Source organism: uncultured Chloroflexus sp. (assembly GCF_937951745.1).
Classification (GTDB): domain Bacteria; phylum Chloroflexota; class Chloroflexia; order Chloroflexales; family Chloroflexaceae; genus Chloroflexus.
This window is the reverse complement of record NZ_CALFBQ010000007.1, coordinates 15,353-35,343: the sequence shown is the minus strand read 5'-3', so window position 1 is coordinate 35,343 and position 19,991 is coordinate 15,353. Positions and strand designations below refer to the sequence as shown.

General features: G+C 57.8%; 15 protein-coding genes. 13 read left to right on the top strand and 2 right to left on the bottom strand.

Annotated features, from left to right (window positions below; translation table 11 throughout):
* The first annotated feature begins 49 nt into the window (after nucleotides 1-49).
* The 8 genes from Q1A59_RS02380 (at nucleotide 50) to Q1A59_RS02345 (ending at nucleotide 10,254) form a co-directional block, all read left to right on the top strand.
* Nucleotides 50-973 (top strand): branched-chain amino acid transaminase, encoded by a 924-nt coding sequence (locus Q1A59_RS02380; RefSeq protein WP_298404597.1) that lies wholly within the window; start codon nucleotides 50-52, stop codon nucleotides 971-973.
* Between the two features lie 210 nt (nucleotides 974-1,183).
* On the top strand, nucleotides 1,184-2,770 hold the full coding sequence (locus tag Q1A59_RS02375) for a diguanylate cyclase (RefSeq protein ID WP_298482283.1): 1,587 nt from the start codon (nucleotides 1,184-1,186) through the stop codon (nucleotides 2,768-2,770).
* A 149-nt stretch (nucleotides 2,771-2,919) separates the two neighbouring features.
* The gene (locus tag Q1A59_RS02370; protein WP_298404603.1) at nucleotides 2,920-3,312 is read left to right on the top strand and encodes an isoamylase early set domain-containing protein; all 393 of its coding nucleotides are present in this window, start codon (nucleotides 2,920-2,922) and stop codon (nucleotides 3,310-3,312) included.
* A gap of 111 nt (nucleotides 3,313-3,423) precedes the next feature.
* The gene (gene guaA / locus Q1A59_RS02365; RefSeq protein WP_298404605.1) at nucleotides 3,424-4,965 is read left to right on the top strand and encodes a glutamine-hydrolyzing GMP synthase; all 1,542 of its coding nucleotides are present in this window, start codon (nucleotides 3,424-3,426) and stop codon (nucleotides 4,963-4,965) included.
* A 33-nt stretch (nucleotides 4,966-4,998) separates the two neighbouring features.
* Complete coding sequence (gene cmk / locus Q1A59_RS02360; RefSeq protein ID WP_298404608.1) at nucleotides 4,999-5,691, top strand: (d)CMP kinase; 693 nt, start codon at nucleotides 4,999-5,001, stop codon at nucleotides 5,689-5,691.
* A 39-nt stretch (nucleotides 5,692-5,730) separates the two neighbouring features.
* The gene (locus tag Q1A59_RS02355) at nucleotides 5,731-7,422 is read left to right on the top strand and encodes a PH domain-containing protein (protein WP_298404610.1); all 1,692 of its coding nucleotides are present in this window, start codon (nucleotides 5,731-5,733) and stop codon (nucleotides 7,420-7,422) included.
* Nucleotides 7,419-9,290 (top strand): hypothetical protein, encoded by a 1,872-nt coding sequence (locus tag Q1A59_RS02350; protein ID WP_299643685.1) that lies wholly within the window; start codon nucleotides 7,419-7,421, stop codon nucleotides 9,288-9,290. Before Q1A59_RS02355 ends, Q1A59_RS02350 begins: the two co-directional genes overlap by 4 nt.
* A gap of 16 nt (nucleotides 9,291-9,306) precedes the next feature.
* Entirely contained in the window at nucleotides 9,307-10,254 is a 948-nt protein-coding gene (locus Q1A59_RS02345) for an ABC transporter ATP-binding protein (RefSeq protein WP_298404615.1), read from the top strand.
* A 238-nt stretch (nucleotides 10,255-10,492) separates the two neighbouring features.
* Here the strand turns inward: Q1A59_RS02345 and Q1A59_RS02340 are convergent, their stop codons facing one another.
* Complete coding sequence (locus tag Q1A59_RS02340; RefSeq protein ID WP_298404618.1) at nucleotides 10,493-10,771, bottom strand: NAD(P)H-dependent oxidoreductase subunit E; 279 nt, start codon at nucleotides 10,769-10,771, stop codon at nucleotides 10,493-10,495.
* Nucleotides 10,772-11,212: 441 nt separating this feature from the next.
* Nucleotides 11,213-12,613 (bottom strand): adenylosuccinate lyase, encoded by a 1,401-nt coding sequence (purB, locus tag Q1A59_RS02335; RefSeq protein WP_298404620.1) that lies wholly within the window; start codon nucleotides 12,611-12,613, stop codon nucleotides 11,213-11,215.
* 206 nt (nucleotides 12,614-12,819) lie between these two features.
* On the opposite strand from purB, the gene Q1A59_RS02330 reads away from it, so the two are divergent.
* The 5 genes from Q1A59_RS02330 to Q1A59_RS02310 all read left to right on the top strand — a co-directional run bounded on the left by Q1A59_RS02330 (nucleotide 12,820) and on the right by Q1A59_RS02310 (nucleotide 19,760).
* Nucleotides 12,820-13,341: a MarR family winged helix-turn-helix transcriptional regulator gene (locus Q1A59_RS02330; protein WP_298482286.1), complete on the top strand. Its 522-nt coding sequence runs from the start codon at nucleotides 12,820-12,822 to the stop codon at nucleotides 13,339-13,341.
* Nucleotides 13,342-13,461: 120 nt separating this feature from the next.
* Complete coding sequence (locus Q1A59_RS02325; RefSeq protein WP_298404623.1) at nucleotides 13,462-15,288, top strand: efflux RND transporter periplasmic adaptor subunit; 1,827 nt, start codon at nucleotides 13,462-13,464, stop codon at nucleotides 15,286-15,288.
* A gap of 18 nt (nucleotides 15,289-15,306) precedes the next feature.
* A complete protein-coding gene (locus tag Q1A59_RS02320) occupies nucleotides 15,307-16,554 on the top strand; it encodes an ABC transporter permease (protein WP_298404626.1) in 1,248 nt (415 codons plus the stop codon).
* Between the two features lie 60 nt (nucleotides 16,555-16,614).
* Nucleotides 16,615-17,559 carry an NAD(P)-dependent oxidoreductase gene (locus tag Q1A59_RS02315; protein WP_298404628.1) on the top strand — a complete coding sequence of 315 codons (945 nt, stop codon included), beginning with the start codon at nucleotides 16,615-16,617 and terminating at the stop codon, nucleotides 17,557-17,559.
* Nucleotides 17,556-19,760 (top strand): ATP-binding protein, encoded by a 2,205-nt coding sequence (locus Q1A59_RS02310; RefSeq protein WP_298404630.1) that lies wholly within the window; start codon nucleotides 17,556-17,558, stop codon nucleotides 19,758-19,760. The genes Q1A59_RS02315 and Q1A59_RS02310 overlap by 4 nt, the downstream gene beginning before the upstream one ends.
* Nucleotides 19,761-19,991 lie beyond the last annotated feature (231 nt).

Below are 19,991 nucleotides of genomic sequence, written 5' to 3'. Positions count from 1 at the left end.
TGTTTTACAATAGGTGCCACACCTTGTTAGCCAAGAAAGGATAACCACCGTGCCCAATAATCGTTTCGCCTTTTTTAACGGAGAGATTGTACCCATTGAGCAAGCGCAGGTCAGCGTGATGACCAATGCGCTCAATTATGGAACTGGCTGTTTTGAAGGTATTCGCGGCTACTGGAACCCTGACTACCAACAGCTCTACGTCTTCTGTCTGCGCGAACACATGGAGCGGCTCCACCGCTCGGCCCGCATTTTGTTGATGAAATTGCCATACAGTGTTGATGAACTGTGCCACATTACGATTGATCTGCTGCGGCGCGAAGAGTTTCGCGAAGATGTCTACATTCGCCCGCTGCTCTACAAGAGCGATCCGGCGATTGCGGTGCAGATGCATCATCTGACTGACAGCTTCACCATGTTCGCAGTCGGTTTCGGCCAGTATCTCGCCGGTTCAGCTATCAGAGCATGCATCTCATCGTGGCGGCGGATCGACGACAACATCATTCCTTCGCGGGCCAAAGCCTGCGGCTCGTACCTCAACTCGGCGCTGGCTAAGAGCGAGGCGCTGCTCAATGGCTACGACGAGGCGATCGTGCTCAGCAATGATGGCCACGTGGCCGAAGCGTCGGCAGCGAACCTCTTTATTGTGCGCAATGGCGTGCTGATCACGCCGCCTACCAGCGGCGACATTCTCGAAGGTATCACCCGGCAGGTGGTAATGGAACTGGCTCGCAACCAGTTGGGCATTCCGGTGCGGGAAGCGCCGATTGACCGCACCGAACTCTACGTCGCCGACGAAGCCTTCTTCTGCGGCACCGGGGCCGAGATTAAGCCGATTATCGAGATTGACCGCCGCCCGATCGGTACCGGTGCGATCGGCCCGATCGGTACGATGCTGGTCAATTTGTACGCCGACGTGGTGCGCGGACGGATCGGCGCGTACCGCCACTGGTGTACGCCGGTGTACGCAGCGTGAGTGGCAACACCATCACAGCGAAATCATACGGAGTGCGGCAGTGATCCTGCCGCATCCAAATCTTATAGCACCACTATTCCGCGTGAACTTGTTCACCCCTCAACGTGCATCTACACTGCGGTATGATATAAGCCAAACTTGATCCGTACACGTTGCCGCTGCACTCCCCAATCATTCCACTCCCAACCATCAGCGCAAAGGAGCTAGTCCTTGCCAGAGCATTTCTTCCTAGCAACTACCACCTTAGTTCCACCAGTGCTCTGGTATGGGACAGCGCTTTTCGCAATCGGGCTGATATGCCTCATCCTAGCCTTGCAGATTTTCCTACTTGCGCGCCACTCGCCGGACGCCATCACTCTAGGATTACTCCTGATTGCCCTCAGTTGGTGGGACATCACCTATGCGTTGTACTGGATTGACGCACCGGCGCCCACTGACCAATTCTGGGTTGATGTGACCTACGTTGGCGTCGTCAGCACGCCAACGCTCATCTTCATCTTTGCGATCCAGATCAGTGGCCTGTTCGACTCCTCACGGCTGCTGCGCTGGCCCTTCTTTCTCGTGATGGCGATTGAGCCAATCCTCACCTTGCTGGCATTATGGACTGACCAGTGGCACAACCTCTTTTTTGCCGGGTTGCGCACCAACTATCAAGGCGTGATTTTACGCGGCGGTCTATTGTTCTGGAGCAATGTCATCTATTCATATCTGCTCTTGTTGCTCAGTCTGAGCATTCTGGCCGCCGGTTATGCGCGAGCCAACGGCATCTTCCGCAAACAGATTCTGATCGTCTTGCTGAGCTTTGCCATCACGTGGGCCAACAGCATCATCTTCGTCACCGGTATCAATCCGCTGCCGGGAACCGATAACACGCCCTTTGCCTTTTCAATCGCAAGTAGCCTCTTTGCGTATGCCTTGTTCCGTTATCGCCTATTCGATGTTGTGCCGATAGCGCGCAGTTTAGTCATCGAACAAATGAAAGATGGCGTGTTAGTGCTCGATGCCAACAAGCGGATCGTTGATATCAACTTAGCGGGTCAACAATGGTTGCCATATGTCGCGATTGGAGACTCGCTCAACCAACTGCGGGATCAATTACCGGTCACATTGCAACAGCTTCCGCTCGATCACGACCAGCGGCTCGAAGTCACCCTCGAACGAACGGGGCGTGTGCTCGACCTACAAGTGACCCAAATTTACGATCTACGTCACCGACTGCTCGGGCATTTGATTGTGTGGCGTGAGATTACCGACTTCAAACATCTGCAAGCCCAATTGCAACATTTCGCCAACTATGACCCCCTGACCGGCATCTACAACCGGCGTGAATTCGTGCGGCTGGCTGCTATTGAACTCGGGCGCGCGCAACGCTATGAGCACGATCTAGCACTGGTTTTGATCGACATTGATCATTTTAAAGCGATCAACGACCGGTTTGGCCATCACACCGGCGACGAAGTGTTAAGATACTTCGCGGCAGTTTGGACGGCGGAAAAGCGCGCCCAAGACATCTTTGCCCGCTGGGGCGGCGAAGAGTTCATTTTGCTACTGCCAGAAACCAACCAGCAACAAGCCCGGCAACTAGTCGAGCGCGTCCGGGGCAAGACGCTAACCACACCGTTAGCCGCTCACAACGAACCTCTAGCCATCAAGTTTAGCGCCGGCATCAGCACGCATACCCGCGACGAAACGTTCGAACAACTGGCGCAACGCGCCGATGTGGCGCTCTATCAGGCCAAACAGAATGGGCGCAACCAGACCATCATCGCCGAACTGCCATTTGCCGCGGGTCAATGAGCGAGCCGACATTCCTCTGCTTAGCCGGCAAACGATGGTTGGGATTGGACAAGTATTCTTCCCCTCGACTCACCGCAGCAGCCGTGCTATAATGGCAATCAAACTGTGACAATGTTGTCAAACCAACGGCCCGACAAAGGAGTTTGGCCATGATCACGAAACGTCTCGACCCTTCCGGTAAAGTGCGTGTCACCTTTTCACTGCCTTCAGCATTATGGGCCGACACCATCTACCTCGTCGGCGACTTTAACGGTTGGGATCGCCACGCTACCCCGCTACGCGCCACCGAACACGGCTGGATGATTACGCTTGACCTTGAAGCTGGCCGCACCTACCAGTACCGCTATTTGATTAATGACAACGAATGGCATAACGACTGGAACGCTGACGGGTATGCGCCAAACCCCTATGGTGGCGACAATTCGGTCATCGATACAACGATTTTTGCCGAACTGAAGCAAGAAGAAGTGCGCGCAGTGGGTGAGTCGATAACGCCTGTTCCGCACGTTCACACGCGCCTTCGCCTCGTCTCAACCGGCTAAGAAAAAGTTTGTTATAATGCCGGTAGCGATGCGAGAGGGGCGCAGCAACCTGCGCCCTTTCGCATATTGATGGCTAATCACCGATCACACGCTACCAGCATAAGGTATATCATGACCACACACAGCATACCCGTGCTCGATTTTGGTTCGCAGACAGCGCAATTAATCGTGCGCCGGCTGCGCGAATTGGGCTATTACAGCGAACTATTGCCGCACGATGCGCCCGAAGCGCAGGTGCGCGCCCTCAACCCGGTTGGGATCGTGCTGAGCGGCGGGCCGGCCAGCGTGTACGAACCGGATGCACCTACCTTGCCGGCGTGGCTAGCAGAGAGTAATCTGCCAGTTTTCGGCATCTGCTATGGGATGCAATTGATCAGCCACACCCTCGGCGGGGTCGTCAACCGGCCAGCCGGACGCGAGTACGGCCCGGCGATGATTACCGTCACCCAACCGCACCCGCTCTTTACCGATACGCCCACCGAGCAGCCGGTTTGGATGAGCCACGGCGACCGGATCGAGCAATTGCCCGCTGGGTTTCGCTCGATCGCGGCGAACCCGGCGACGCCGTTTGCCGCGATCGCCGACGATCAACGGCGCTGGTACGGCGTCCAGTTCCATCCCGAAGTGGTGCATACGGTGTACGGGCGGGCGTTGCTAGCCAACTTCGCCAAACTGTGCGGCGCCCAACCCGAATGGCAACCGGGCAGTTTCGTAGCCGAAGCGGTCGAGCGAGTGCGCGAGCAAGTCGGCCCGCAGGGGCGCGTGATCTGCGCCCTCTCTGGCGGGGTCGATTCGGCGGTGGCAGCGTTGATTATCCATCGCGCCATCGGCGACCGGTTGACCTGTGTGTTCGTAGATAACGGTCTTTTGCGCGCTGGTGAAGCCAGACAAGTGATCAGCACCTTCCGCGAACATTTCCATGTGCCGCTGATCGCGGTCGATGCCTGCGAAGAGTTTCTCGCTGCCCTAGAGGGGGTCGTCGATCCCGAACAGAAGCGCAAGATCATCGGCGAGAAGTTTATCCGCATCTTCGAGCGCGAGGCACGCGCGCTGGAAGGGGTCGAGTTTCTCGCCCAAGGCACCCTCTACCCCGACGTGATCGAGTCGACGGCGCCTGACCGACCCAAGGCGGCCAAGATCAAGACTCACCACAATGTCGGCGGTTTACCTGCCGATATGGAGTTGAAACTGGTCGAACCGCTACGCTACTTGTTTAAAGATGAAGTACGTGCCGCCGGTTTACAGCTCGGCCTGCCCGAAGAGTGGGTCTGGCGGCACCCCTTCCCCGGTCCCGGCTTGGCGGTGCGAATTATCGGCGCAGTCACATGGGAGCGGTTAGAGATATTGCGCCAAGCCGACAAGATTTTCCTCGATGAACTGCGCGCGAGCGGCTATTATCGCGCTACCCAACAGGCGTTTGCGGTGCTGCTGCCGGTGCAGAGCGTCGGCGTGATGGGTGATGGCCGCACCTACGGGGTGACAATTGCGCTGCGGGCCATCACAACCGAAGACTATATGACGGCAGATTGGGCGCGCTTGCCGTATGAACTGCTAGCCCACGTCAGCAGCCGGATCGTCAATGAGGTCGAAGGCGTTAACCGCGTCGTGTACGATATTTCTTCCAAACCGCCGGCAACGATCGAGTGGGAGTAGCCACAATCACCGCTGACATGCTACAATGAAGCCATGCGCGTACCACAAACCATCGCAATCGACGGCCCCTCAGCCGCAGGCAAAAGCACGCTCGGCGCATTGTTGGCCAATGCGCTCGGCTATCTGTATTTCGATACCGGCGTGATGTATCGCGCATTGGCGTTAGCTGCCCTGCGCGCCGGCATCGATCCTGATGACGAAACGGCGCTGACGGAATTGGCGCACCGGCTGGCCATTGATGTGCTCCCGCCAACCGTTGCCGACGGGAGGCAATACACGGTCCTGATCGATGGCGAGGATGTGACGTGGGCGATTCGGGCGCCAGAAGTTGAACGGATCGTCTCGCGTGCAGCCCGCTTCCCGGCGGTACGGCGCGAAATGGTGCGCCAACAACAGATCATTGGCCGCCGTGGGCGGGTGGTGATGGTCGGGCGCGACATCGGCACGGTGGTCATGCCCGACGCCGACCTCAAGATTTACCTACAGGCGTCGCTGGCCGAACGGGCCCGCCGGCGGTTGGCCGATCTGCGCCAGCGCAATATTGATCTGCCGCTCGATCAGATTGCCGCAGCATTGGCCGAACGTGACGCGCTCGATGCTCACGTGTCGCAACCGGCTGCCGATGCGATTGTATTGGTGAACGACGGGTTATCGCCCGATGAAGAGGTGGCATGGGTGCTGCGCCAATTTGTGCATGGCGAACAAGCGCTTGAGAGCGGGCACTAAGCACTCGCCCCGCTGCGGGTTGCAGAAGGGGAGAACGCCATGAAGCTCGGCAATCTCATCGACCAGCTTTTATATGAAGACGCCGATGCCGCCCTCGATCTGGCGGAAAATGAGCAGATTCTCTACGTGACGGGCCGGCATTGGGTCATTCTCCTGTCACGGCTTATTATCCCATTGTTGGGAATTAGCTTTTTTGGCGGCATTGCGATCTATCGCGCGATCGGTGGCAGCTTTCTCGTCACCGAAACCGGCGAGCCAACCGGCTTCGATCTCTTCAACATTATTCTGGTCTTGATCGAAGCGGTGTTGATGCTCTTCTGGGTGGCGTTGTGGGTGCGCGGCGGCAAAGATCCTAATCCGGGCCGGGTGCTGCTGGCAGCCAATCTGGCCGTACTCGGCTTAATCTATTTCCGCTACAATGGCGGACGCATCTTCTATATCGATCCCGGTCGCTTCTTCGGCCAAGCCTTCGATCCGCTTAACCTGCTGCTGATAGGGTTAGCGACGGTGAGTCTCTTCTTTGTCTTCTTCGTCGTCTACGACTGGCTCAACGATGAGCTGATTCTCACCAACCGCCGTGTTGTGTATGATAACGACCAAGTCTTCATCCCTAAATTGCTCGAACAGCGCATCCAGCAACAGATTTTCATCGAAGAAATCCAAGACGTGCAGGCGGCCACCAAGACCTACCCACAACACTGGCTCAAGTATGGCACGATCGAAGTGAAATCGGCCCGGATTGGCGGCAACATCGTGTTTCACGGTGCGCGCAACCCGAAGGAGATGCAGCGCCGGATTATGACGCAGGTGAATGAAAACCGGCGCAAACGGAGCGAAGCCGATTTAGAGAAGATGATCGAAACTCGGGTGTATAATGAACCGCCGCCCAAGGTGAAGCGCCCGCTGCCAGAAATACGGCCAAGTTTGGGATGGTTGAGCTGGATCTTGCCGCCGAACCCGGAAGTCCAAGCTGAAAAAGAGACCATCATCTGGCGCCAACATTGGCTATTTTTGTTGCAAGGCATCTTTCCGCCATTGGTGATGCTCTTCATTGGCTGGATTCTGATCGTGTTGCTGGGGAGTTGGGGGTTGTTACCGCCCGTGTGGCTGACGGTGCTGAGCATTGCCCTCGTGATCGCATTTCTGGCATGGTCGGCGTGGGAGGTGGAGGATTATCGCAACGATGTGTACATTCTCACCCCCACCAACATTATTGACGTAGAGAAGAAACCGATCGGCCCCGAAGATCGGCGCGCCGCTAGTCTCGGTGCGATTACCAATGTCTCGTTTGAGACGACGTTTGTCAGCAACCTGCTCGGCTACGGCAATGTTGTGGTCGAGACGGCAGGCAGCGGCGGCAAGTTCACGTTTACGCACGTGCCTAACCCGCGCAATGTCGTGTCGATTATTAATGACTACTACGTCATGTTCAAGCGGAGCGAAAAAGAGCGCTCGCTGAATGATATGCTCGAATTGTTGCGCCATTATCATCTTGCCCAGCAACGGCACAATGAAATCCTCTCTCCTCATCCCAATGGCGCCACGCATATTGCACCAGCGCCAGAGGCGACAACCACACTGCTCTTACCACCGGGAGATGAGAAAGCACCCGCTGCTGCCGGCCAATCGCCGCCCGCAATGGTTGAACTGCTCCCACTGCAAGGGAATAGGACGCCACCAAGCCACGATGATCAGCAACCGCGCGCTACCGAGGAGCAGAAGTCTGCATGATCCGGTATCTTGGTTTGATCTTGCTGTTGGCGCTGTTGTTAGCGCCGTTCCCCGTCGCTGCCCAACCGCCATCACCGATTAGCATCTCGTTGAAGGCCGGTATTGATGGCGAGGGTTCCTTCCGCACTAACCACTGGTTTCCGGTACAGGTCACACTCGCCAATGACGGGCCTGATCGCCGGGTGACGCTCGAATGGCGCGATCTGAACAATGCCATCCTGAGCCAACGGTATGCAATTGACTTGCCCGGCGGCGCGCGCAAGCAGATTACCTTCCCGGTGATGCAGTCGGGATCATCGGCGCAGCTCGTCGCTACCGCTGATGGGTCAGAGATCTTCCGCCAGCGGATCAACCTCAATCAACTGAGAAACGATCTGATGACAATCGGGTTACTCAGCGCCGATCCATCCGTATTGAGCAGCATTGCCACTGCCGATTTTGACGGCGGACGGCGCGCAGTGATCTTGCCGCTCAATCCTACCGTGCTAGCTGATGATCCGCTCTTGCTAAAAACGTTCGACGCGCTGGTTGTACGGGAATTGACCACGGATTTACGGCCAGCCCAACGTGACGCGATCATCCTCTGGGTGCAGCAAGGAGGCACCTTGCTAATCGGTGGCGGCGCCGTGGGCGAGACGGCGATCCGCGCGTTTGCCGATGTCTTGCCGGTCACGGTAGGGCCGCTGCGCCGCGATGCGCCGGTTGGCGAGTTGGAGCGATTGGCGAATCTGAGCGGGATCAGCAACTTCGTGCCATCGCTCACCGCCAATACGGTGACGCTCCGGCCTAATGCGCAAACGCTGACCAACGATGGACTGATTAGCCAAATAACGATCGGCGCCGGTAAGATCATCTTCGCCTCGTTCGATCTCGCCGCGCTGCGGGCATGGCCGGGAGAGAGCAACGTGTGGGCAACTGTGCTCGACCTGCAACCGCGGCTCGATATCGGTGCTACCTTCCGTTTCAGCTTCAATGACCTGCTGCAAAGCAGTTTAAACACCAGCCTCTTCCCGCTTCCCTCCACGATGGCATTGCTGGCATTGATTGGCGTATACATCATCGTAATCGGCCCGATCAACTTCCTCGCCCTGCGCCGGTTGCGCCGGTTAGAATGGGCTTGGGTAACGACACCGCTCCTTGTCGTCATCTTTCTGGCTACGTCTTACGGAATGAGTTTTGCGCTGCGCGGCACGCAAACCCAACTGCTGCAATTGGCGATCGTGCAAAGCGCAGCCACCGGCGGCGAGGCGACAGCTACGACCTTTGCCGGCATCTTTGCGCCGCAACGGCAGAGCTATACCTTGACCTTTGCCGACTCGGCTCTCGTCACACCGTTGCGGATAGACGAACGCCTTGTGATCGAACATAGCGATGCCGGACTCACCATCCCCGACCTCTTGCTGGATGCGGCGGCCTTCCGCACCTTGATCGTCGAACAAATGACAACTAGCCCAGTGCAAATCCGCCACCAAATCGCGCTGAATGGCCAGCGCTGGATTGGAACCCTCGCCAACGCCAGTTCGATACCCTTACGCGATGCGATGGTGGTGCATCGGAATGATATGCAGTGGATCGGCGCGCTGGCTCCCGGCGCTGAAGTCGCAATCGATCTGAGTATCGACAATGATAACTTTCTGCACGATTTTATGCCCATCGAGGCAGAGAGTCTGTTTAGCCATACCTTTGTGCTCGAAAACTTGTTTTGGTACGTGTCGAGTCGCTTCGATCCATTCATGAACGGCCCGGCACTACCCGGCGATGACATCTACTTGATCGGATGGAGCGATCAGGTGGCGCCGGTCGTGCAGATCGATGGCGCACCGGCGGCTGCCCGCGGCGAAACGTTGTATATCATTGCGCTGCGTTAGCACATTGGAATCGCTTATGACCGCTATTGTCGAAACGAAAAACCTGACCCGTTACTACGGTGAACACCTTGCCCTCAACCATTTGAACTTGCAGATCCCGGCGGGAGCTGTATACGGGTTTATTGGCCCTAACGGTGCCGGCAAGACGACCACCATGCGGATTCTGACAACCCTGCTGCGTCCATCAGGCGGTGAAGCATGGGTGGCGGGATCGTCGGTCACGCATCAACGCGCTGAGGTGCGGCGCGCAGTCGGCTTTATGCCCGACTCGTTCGGCTTCTACAATAACATGACCGCCGCCGAATATCTTGACTTCTTTGCCGCTGCTTACCACGTGCCGCCGGCCCGCCGGCCTGCCCTCATTGACGATCTGCTGGCACTGGTTGATCTCGGTCACAAGCGGGATAGCGATGTGATGTCGCTGTCGCGCGGCATGAAACAGCGGCTCAGTCTAGCCCGCACACTCATCCACGACCCGCAGTTGCTGATTTTAGATGAACCGGCCAGCGGGCTAGACCCGCGCGCGCGGGTGGAATTGCGCGAACTGCTGCGCGAGTTGCGCCGGCTGGGCAAGACGATCATGATCAGCTCGCACATCCTCACCGAGCTGGCCGAGATGTGTACCCATATCGGCATTATCGAGCGCGGCACGTTGCTAGCATCGGGTGATGTCGAGACCATTATGCGTTCGTTACGCCCGCATCGCACGTTTGTGGCGCATGTGATCAGCGATGCGCAAGCAGCGGCTGAGGTGGCCGCTACCGCGGAACACGTACTGGCAGTACGGGTGCTCAACGACGATGGCCCACCGCGGATTGAGGTAGACATCGACGGCGATGACCATGCGGTGAGTGCCTTGTTAGGGCAATTAGTGCGGAATAAGGTCGAGATTACCCATTTTGCCGCCCAAACCAGCAATCTGGAAGAGATCTTCCTCAAAGTGACTGAGGGCGTAGTGGGGTGAGGGCGATTACCCAGCCGGCAGGTAAAGATGCTAACATCAAGATGCAGAGGGCATAAAGATCGCAGAGGGTGAAACGCAAAAGCGCAGAGGGCAGCGGAGGCGAGCATGAAGCATCATTTCTTTATCCTCTGTGCCCATCGTGGCGGTAAACTCGTCGCTTCCCCGCGCCAGTCTTCCCCACTGACAGTGTGAAAGGATCTTACGACCAATCTCATACCGGCAGGTGAAAAATATTGCCCTACGACGCAGCCATCGCCTTCAGACGGCTCTCGATCAACTCAACCAGTTGCTGAGGCGTCACGCGGGGGTGATAGTCGTACTCGATCATAATTGCTGGCACGTCATCACAGGCGGCCATACAATCAAGCTCAACAATGTGCAGCTCGTTGGGATGGGCAGCGCGCAGGCGGGCCAACGTCTGCCAAATATCGGGGCGGCTACGCGCGCAAAGCCGGCAGACGGTTAATTCAACCACGGCCATCCTCTGCCTTCCTTTCTGATCTGAGCGCCGGGCCAAAGGCAAGAGGCCATTGGATTGCTAGGGTACAATGAAATGTGTACAATGCGTTCATGCGTGTAGAGATGCCAGAACGGCCACCGCTGCAAGGTTGAAATAAACTACGAGGCATCGTATCAACATTGAGCGAGTCGCCGTTGCTGCAATGAATATCGAGGCCGATACGCAATATCTGTGCAAACAAGCACAACGTACTCTTCTAGTGTACACGCTTTGCCAATAGATTGCAAATACAAAATTGTGCATACGTTGAGCCAAACGAACAGCGCGGCTCCAACCTCCCAGTTGGAGTCGTGGAATTATCTGGCAAACGAATCTCGCTCCGTCCATTGGGAAGCGAACGATAGTTATATACCGCCTAAGCAGGGGCATCGTGGTGCGATGCTCCTGCTCAAGCAGCTTGGCCATGACAAGAGAGCACGCGCGATAACGACCGCCGTCTCACGTCCAATTGCCGACGGTCGCCTCATCGCGAAGTTGGGCAAGCTTTACGGCTAACCCAATATAGGCTGCCGGCGTCAGCGCCTGCAACTCGGCGCGCACGGCATCGCTCACCGGCAGACTAGCGATGAAGCGGGCCAGCTCATCAGCGGTGAGAGCGCGGCCACGGGTAAACTCCTTCAGCAACTCGTAAGGCTCGGCAAAGCCTTCGCGGCGCAGGATGGTCTGAATCGCTTCCGCCAACACTTCGGGATGGGCTTCGAGATCGCGGCGCAGGCGGGTGCGATCAACCGCGACCTTCTGCAAGCCGCGCAACAAGCGCCGATAAGCGAGCAGGCAATAGCCGAAGGCCAGCCCTAAATTGCGCAGCACAGTACTATCGGACAGATCGCGTTGCAGGCGCGAAATGGGCAACTTGCGGCTGAACAGCTCGAGCAGCGCACCGGCCAAGGCCAAATTACCCTCGGCATTCTCAAAATCAATCGGGTTCACCTTATGCGGCATCGTTGATGAACCCACTTCGCCAGCGCGCGCTGCCTGCACGAGATAACCATCGCTGATATAGCGCCAGCAATCTTGGCTAAGATCGGTCAAAATGGCATTCACCCGCTTGAGCGCGTCGCAGAGTGCGGCCAAGGTATCGTGCGGCTCGATCTGGGTCGTGAGTAAGATCGGTTCAAGGTCGAGCGAGCGAACGAAGGCGCGCGAAAACTTAAGCCAGTCGATCTGCGGCAAGGCCGCCTGATGGGCAGCAAAGACGCCGCTGGCTCCATTGAGCTTGCCGGTGATGCGGATGGCGGCGACATCATTGATAGCGCGTCGCAAGCGCATATAGAAGACATTTATCTCTTTACCGAAGGTAGTGGGGGTGGCAGGTTGGCCGTGGGTACGAGCCAACATCGGCGTCGCCGCTTCTTCATCGGCCAAACAGCGTAGTGGCTCGAGCAATGCTTCAAGTGCCGGTAACACCACCAGCTCACGCGCTTCTTTCACCATAAGCGCATAGGCCAAATTGTTGACATCTTCGGACGTGATCGCAAAATGCACCGCCTCAAGGTGGCTGGTCAAGCCAAGCGCCGTCAGCTTTTCGCGCAACCAATACTCAACCGCTTTGACATCGTGATTAACCCGTCGATCCCACGCGGCAATCGCCAGCGCATCTTCATCGCTAAACTGGCGGTAGAGCGCGCGCAGCGCCGCTTGCTGCGGCGGGGTTAGGGATGGCACGAACGTGATGCCGCGGGCGCGCGCGAGAAAAATCAAATACTCAACCTCAACCCGCACCCGATAGCGAAAGAGCGCCGCTTCGCTGAAAAAGCCGGCCAGCGCCGCCACATCGTTGCGGTAACGGCCATCGAGCGGGCCAAGCGCAGCCAGACGAGCCATGTCCTCAGTGGTCATCGCTTCCTCCGTATCATTGTTTGCTTGCTGTGCGGAAGGGTACCACAAAAATGGATCGGGCATAGCACAGTGGTAAAAAGGCTAGGATATTACCTGTGCAAGACATTGACATTCCACCAGCAATCGGTTACGATGGTTATCAGAAGTCTAAATATTTGTAGCCAGAATAATTTACACCTTGAGCATACTTACCAGTGAGGACGTGCATGCACGAGCACAACCCCCGCTCTCATCATACCAGCGCAATTGACGATATTGTCCGCCAGATTACGTGGCAAAGCCAGAAGCAGTTGTTGCAAACGCTCAGCCGGCCTGAAATCAACCTGACGCTGCCACAGATGGTCACATTGTTTGCCATTCGCGAAGCCGGCGTCTGCCGCATGAGCGAATTAGCCGAGATTACTCAACAATCAGCCGGCACGCTGACCGGAATTGTCGATCGGCTGATTGACGAGCATCTGGTCGGGCGAGTGCGCAATGGCGAAGATCGGCGGGTGGTGCAAGTGATGCTCACCCGGCAAGGCGAACAACGATTGGCGCTCGTCGAAGCGGCGCGCCGCGCTGATATGGATCGGATTCTGGCCCGGTTTAGCCTCGAACAACTACGCGATCTTGAGCATCTGCTGCAATTGTTGCTCGATGGGATTACTGAATTGATCAGCGAAGGCGACCTCTCGCACGCCACCAATGGTCAATCCAACCCATCATCACTCTCGCGCAGCGCCTAAACGGCGCACGGATCCGCAACCTTTTTCACAATCACCCGTCAAATGTAGGAATACTATCCCAGCTTCGTAGTATGATGATGCTGGTAGGTAGTGTGTGTGTCACAACGACTGAGGATCATTATGAGCCAATCAACCCACCTCCGCCGCCGCCAGAATCGTCTCGTTTGGGGGATCGGCGCGTTGCTCATCATCGGAGGCATCGTTGCCGGTCTCTTCTTTTTTAATCGCGGTCAACCCACGAATGTCCGGCTCAACTATGCGCTTACCACTCCGCAACGCGGCCCAATTAGTGCCACGGTCAACGCGAGTGGTTCGATCCAGCCGCAGCAGGTGCTCGATCTCACCTTTACCAGCAGCGGGTTGATCAGCGAAGTGCTGGTGCAAGTGGGAGATCAGGTCACAGCCGGACAAGCGCTGGCCCGGCTCGACACGCGCGATCTGGAATTGCGCGTCGAGCAGGCGGCGGCGCAATTAGCCCAAGCCCAAGCAAGCCTCGACCGGCTACGGGTCGGGCCGCGCGAAGCCGAAGTTGCGGCTGCGGAAGCGCAATTAGCTCAAGCGCAAGCGCAACTGCGCCAAACCACCGGCAACGTGACCGAGAAGGATCTGGCTGCGGCGCAGGCGCAAGTTGAACAGGCACGAGCCAATCTCGAACGGCTCTTAGGAGGGCCAAAAGCTAGCGAGGTAGCGCAGGCGCAAGCGCAGGTTGATCAGGCGGCAGCGGCCTTGCAAGCCCAACGCGACTCGCTGTCGGCGGCCAAAACGCGGGCCGAGTCGCAGTTGTTGCAAGCGGCGAACACCTTGCGAGATCGCCAAGCCGAGTACAGCCGCATTTACAACGAAAACCGCGAGCGCGAGCAGCAGTTGGCGCGGTTTGGCCAATCGTTGCCACAATCGGCACTCGATACAGAAGCGGCGGCATTGCGCGCGGTCGAGAATGCTGAAGAGCAGATGCGGCAGGCCCAAGTCGCCTTTGAGCAGGCCAAGCAAGCCGAAATTACCGGCATTGCCCAAGCCGAAGCGCAACTGCGTAGCGCGCAGGCCAACCTTGAACGGATCTTGGCCGGTGCTGATCGCGACCAAGTCGCGGCGGCGCGCGCCCAATTGGCGCAGGCCGAAGCCAACCTGAACAAGTTGCTGGGCGATCAGCGAGCCGGCAGCTTGGCCGCCGCGCAAGCTGCGGTTGCCAGCGCCGAGGCCAACTTACAACGGATCACTGCGCCGCCGAGCGAGGCCGATTTGGCTAGCGCCGAAGCTCAAGTTGCCAGTGCCCGCGCCAGCCTCGCCCAAGCGCAATTGGCGCTAGAGCGAGCGACTCTCACCGCCCCGATTACCGGCGTCGTGGCCGAGGTCAACCTCGAGATCGGTGAATTCTATAACGCGGCTCGCCCAGCGGTGGTGCTGGCCGATCTCAGCGGTTATTATGTTGATGTCACCGTTGATGAGATAGATGTTGCCCAGATCGCGGTGGGCCAACCGGTCACACTGGTGCTTGATGCACTGCCCAATCTCGATCTACGAGGCAAGGTAGCGCGGATCAACCCGCTCTCGATTGTGCAATCGGGGGTCACGGCGTATACGGTACGGATCGTCACCGACAATCCGCCAGCGGCGGTCAGGCCGGGGATGTCGGCCAGCGCCGACATTATCGTGGCCGAGAAGAGCGACGCATTGATCGTGCCGCGCCGGGCAGTGCGCGCCGCCAGTGGCCAGTTCTTCGTTGATGTCACCGCCGATCCCGGTTTGTGCAAGGTGGATATTGCGCAGCGCCCGCCGCAACCGGCATTGCAGGCTGTCGCCGTGCAATTAGGGTTGAGCAACGATCAAGTAATCGAGATCGTCTCCGGCAACATCGACCTGAACAGTTGCGTGTATGTGCCGGGGGTAGATGCGCGGATCAACCTGTTTAACGCCGGCGGGCCACCTCCCGGCGTGCGTAACCGGTGATGGCGCGGAGCAACGTCTATGAACATCCTTGAAGCGCTTCGCATTGCATTCAATAGCCTACTGGCCAACAAGCTGCGGGCTATTCTAACGATGCTCGGCATTATTATCGGCGTGGGAGCCGTCATTGCGCTGCTGGCATTGGGGGGCGCGATCCAAACGCTGGTCACCAGCGAATTGCAAGGGCTGGGCAGCAATTTGGTCTTTCTCTTCCCCGGCACCAACGACCCGGAAACGAACCGGCGAGTGCCGCCGCGCTTGACCAACGAAGACATTGCCGCTATCGCCGATCCGCTCAACGTACCGGCGGTCGCAGCCGTCTGCGCCGAGTTCAGCCGGCGCGCGCTCACAACCTACAGCGGGGCCAGTTACGACGCCCTGATCGCCGGCGTCAGCGCCAATTACCCGCAAGTGCGCAATGCGCGGGTGGCGGAGGGAACTTTTTTTGACGATCGGGCGATTGAATTGCGTTCGCGTGAAGCGGTGCTCGGCCACCGGGTGGCGCAACGCCTCTTTCCCGACGGCGCGGACCCGATTGGGCAGCGCATCCGGATCAATGGGATTGGCTTTCAAGTGATCGGGGTGATGGCCGAACGCGGCGGCAGTTTTGCCTCGAACGAAGATGACCAGATCTTCGTACCGATCACGACCGCCCAAACCCGACTCTTCCCGCCGGCACAAAATGTTGCCCGCCGGGTCGAAGTAACAGTCGTCTATATTCAGGCCCGCGATGAAGACAGCATTGATGAGCTGATCGACCAGATCACCGCCTTGCTGCGCCAACGAAACGGACTGACCTACCAAAACAACAACTTCACCATCGTCACCCAACAAGATCTGGTCAGTTCGTTTGCGACCATCACTGGCGCGATCACCATCTTTTTGGGGGCAATTGCCGCCATTTCGTTGGTAGTGGGCGGGATTGGGATTATGAACATTATGCTGGTCAGCGTGACCGAACGCACCCGCGAGATCGGGCTACGCAAAGCGGTTGGCGCGCGGCGCAACGACATTCGCCTCCAGTTTTTGGTTGAAGCGACAGTCTTGAGCCTGATGGGAGGGGTGCTCGGTATTGCGCTAGGGTACGGCTTAGCCGCAATCGGCACCGCCTTGCTGGCAAACTTCTCGCCCAATGCCCGCGCTGAAGTCAGCCTTGACGCCATTTTGCTAGCGACGGTTACGTCGATTGCCGTTGGCATTTTCTTTGGTCTCTATCCTGCCGACCGGGCGGCACGACTCGATCCGATCGCGGCGTTGCGGTATGAGTGAGCGTGATATACTGAGGAGCAATAGACCGCATAATCCCGCAGTAAGGAACATAGTACGGCGATGCGCATCTTGATCACCGGCTCGTCAGGCATGATCGGTACCAATCTCGGCCTGCGCTTACTAGCGGAGGGGTATCAGGTCTTTGGGATTGACCGGCGGGTCAATCCGTGGACTGACCGCATTCCAACGCTCTTGCAAGACCTTGCCACGCCGCAGCGCGACTTCCGGGCCGGGATCGGTGGTGCGCCCTATCCGGCGTGCGACTTGGTCGTACATCTAGCGGCCAATGCCAAGGTCTACGAGCTGGTGAGCGAGCCGTACCGCGCGCTCGAAAACATCAACATTACCTACAACGTGCTCGAATATTGCCGCGCGCATGACCTGCCAATCATTTTTGCTTCGTCACGCGAAGTCTACGGTGACATTCACCGCTACCTCACCGAAGAGACGCGGGCCGATTTCAGCTTTACCGAAAGCCCATACTCGGCCTCGAAGATTGCCGGCGAGGCGTTGATCTACGCCTACTCGCGCTGTTATGGCCTGCGCTATATTGTCTTTCGCTTCTCGAACGTCTATGGCCGCTACGACAATGACTTAGCGCGGATGGAGCGGGTCATCCCGTTGTTCATTCATCGGATCAGCCGCAGTGAGCCGGTAACGGTATTCGGCGGCGATAAGGTGCTCGATTTTACCTACATTGACGATTGCGTTGACGGCATTGTGCGCGGGATCACCCGTTTATTGAGAGGAGAAGTTGGTAACCGCACGATTAATTTGGCCTACGGTGAAGGTAACACCCTCATTCGCGCCGCCGAATTGATCGGTCTTGCCCTTGGTCGCCGGCCCGACATCATCGTGCAACCAATCAAGCGAGTCGGTGAAGTCGGTTACTATGTTGCCGACATCCGGCGCGCCCGCGAGCTGTTGGGCTATCAACCGCAGGTACCCCTAGCCGAGGGGATCCGGCGTGCTGTGGCATGGTCGCACGGAGAGCAAGCGCCATGACCGAGCCGCAACAAGAATTAGCCGCAATGACCCAACCTCATACACGCTTTATCCCAACCGAGCGGGTGCGGCGTTGGATGCAGGCGAGCACTGCATGGCTGGCGTTGCAAGAGCCAGAACGGCTCTTTCCGGCGCTGGTCGGCAGTTTTGTTGAGGTTGGGCCGGCGCTGCGCGCGGCGATCCTCTGGCTCGCCACACCTAGCGGATTGCAACCAGTGGCGCAGGCTGGGTTAACGATGCCACCGCTCCTCGAAGCGCAATGGCGGCAAATTAAATTGCGGATAGGCGAGGGCGTGGCCGGTCTAGCATGGCAACGTGACACTATCGTGCAACAGCACGGCGAGCATAGCTACCGCGAATTGCAGGGGTTGGTCTCGGCGCAGGCCCAAACCATCTTTCAAGAGTTAAGCGATCTCGTGCCGCGCAGCTTGACGATTACGGCCACGCCATTGCGCGCCGGCAATCAGTTTGTTGGTGTACTCGAACTCATTGGCGTTGATACCGAACCACTGGAGCTGGAGCCGGACAATCTCGAAATGATCACCAGCATTGTCGCGGCGGCCATCCGCAATGCCCAGTTGTACGATGAGATCCGGCGGAGCAATCAGCGGTTGAAAGCGTTTGACGCTGTCGTTACCTCAATTAGTACCGCGGCCGATTTGACGGATCTGGTGCAGAGTGTGCTCACCGTCGTGTTGGAATTGACCCCGGCCCACAGGGGCGCGCTCCTGATCTTCGATCCGGCGCAAGAACGCCTACAGATCGATGCATGGCACGGGATTGATGTGGCTGCGTTGGCCTGTTTTGATCAAGCGCCGGTTGATGCTAGTCCATGCGCCGAAGTCGTGCGTTACGGCCAACCGGCGATCCGGCCCCTGCTGAGCGAACGTGGCGAGACGGCATTGATCGCCGCCGGGATGACGGCTGCCGCCTACTTGCCCTTGCTGGCCGGCGGCACTGTGACCGGCGTGTTAGCCCTCTTTGGCGGTCTTGACTTGACCAGCCAGATCGATAAGGACTTGCTGATGCCGATCTGCAATCAGGTCGGTTTTGCGATTGCCAACGTGCGGTTGTATGAAGACAGCCAGCGCGAGCGTCGCAAGCTGAATACGGTCGTCGAGTCAATTGCCGAGGGGGTGCTGCTCTGTGATCGTTACGGACGCTTAACCTTGGCCAATCAGGCGGCGCATGAATTGCTCGAACAAGACAACCTCAGCTTTGAGATGCCGTTGGCTGCCATTCCTGACTTATACGATTTGCGCGATTTAGACGGCAATCCGCTGACGCCTGACGATCTGCCATTTACCCGCGCCTTGCGCGGCAACACCTTCTACGACTACCGGTTGATGCGCCGGCGGGCAGACGGGAGCGAACGCTTTTTCAGCTTCACTGGCGCGCCGGCGGTGAACGAACAAGGTGATGTGGAAGGAGCAGTGATCACCTTCCGCGACATCACAACCAACCAGAAGGTACAGCGCGCCAAAGACGAGTTTCTGGCCGTGGCTGCGCATGAACTGCGCAGCCCGCTGGCGGCGGTGCGCAGCTATGCCGATCACCTGCTCCGCCGCGAACAGCAGCGTGACGGCGATCCGCGCGATATTCACGGGCTGACCATCCTCATCCAGCAAGTCGCCCATATGCTGCGTCTCGTTGATAACCTACTCGATGTGTCACGGCTCGACGCCGGCCAGTTCGATCTCCAATACCAGCCAACCAATCTGGTGATGCTGGCCCAGCAAGTGATTGACCAACAGCGGCCTAGCGCTGGCAATCGTGAACTCTTGCTCGAAACCGAAACTACCGAATTACTCATCGTCTGCGATGCTGTCCGCATCCGGCAAGTATTGACCAACTTGCTCAACAACGCGATTAAATACAGCCCACCCGATAGTGTGATCAGCGTACGCCTGCGCAGCGCGTTGCTGCCGGCTAACAGCGCGCCAGCAGTCTTGATCAGCGTCAGCGATCAAGGGCTAGGCATTCCGGTGAGCGAACAAGAACGGGTCTTCCAACGCTATTACCGGTCACCGGGGCGGCGGGGCGAGGGATTGGGCCTCGGTTTGTATCTGAGCCGCGAGATTATGCAGTTGCACGGCGGCCAGATTTGGATCGAGAGCCGCGAAGGGCAGGGTAGCACATTTATGGTGTTGTTGCCGGTTGAGCGGCCACGAGAGATGGGAGTAGGGAATGAGGGATGGTGAGCAAAAAGCGACAATGGTGGAGCAAACGGCAGTCAGATCCTGCACCTTCAGATCATTGCAATGGGGTGAGGCGATGGAACGTATCGTCCTACCCTCAGGCAATTGCTGCTGCAAGCGAGCGATTTAGGGTTGGATGACGCGCAATAGCAATGAATGAACAGTGGTTTCATCTCACTCTCGCAGGAGATTGCTGCGGGTGTGACGCACCCTCGCAATGACAATGGAGAAGAC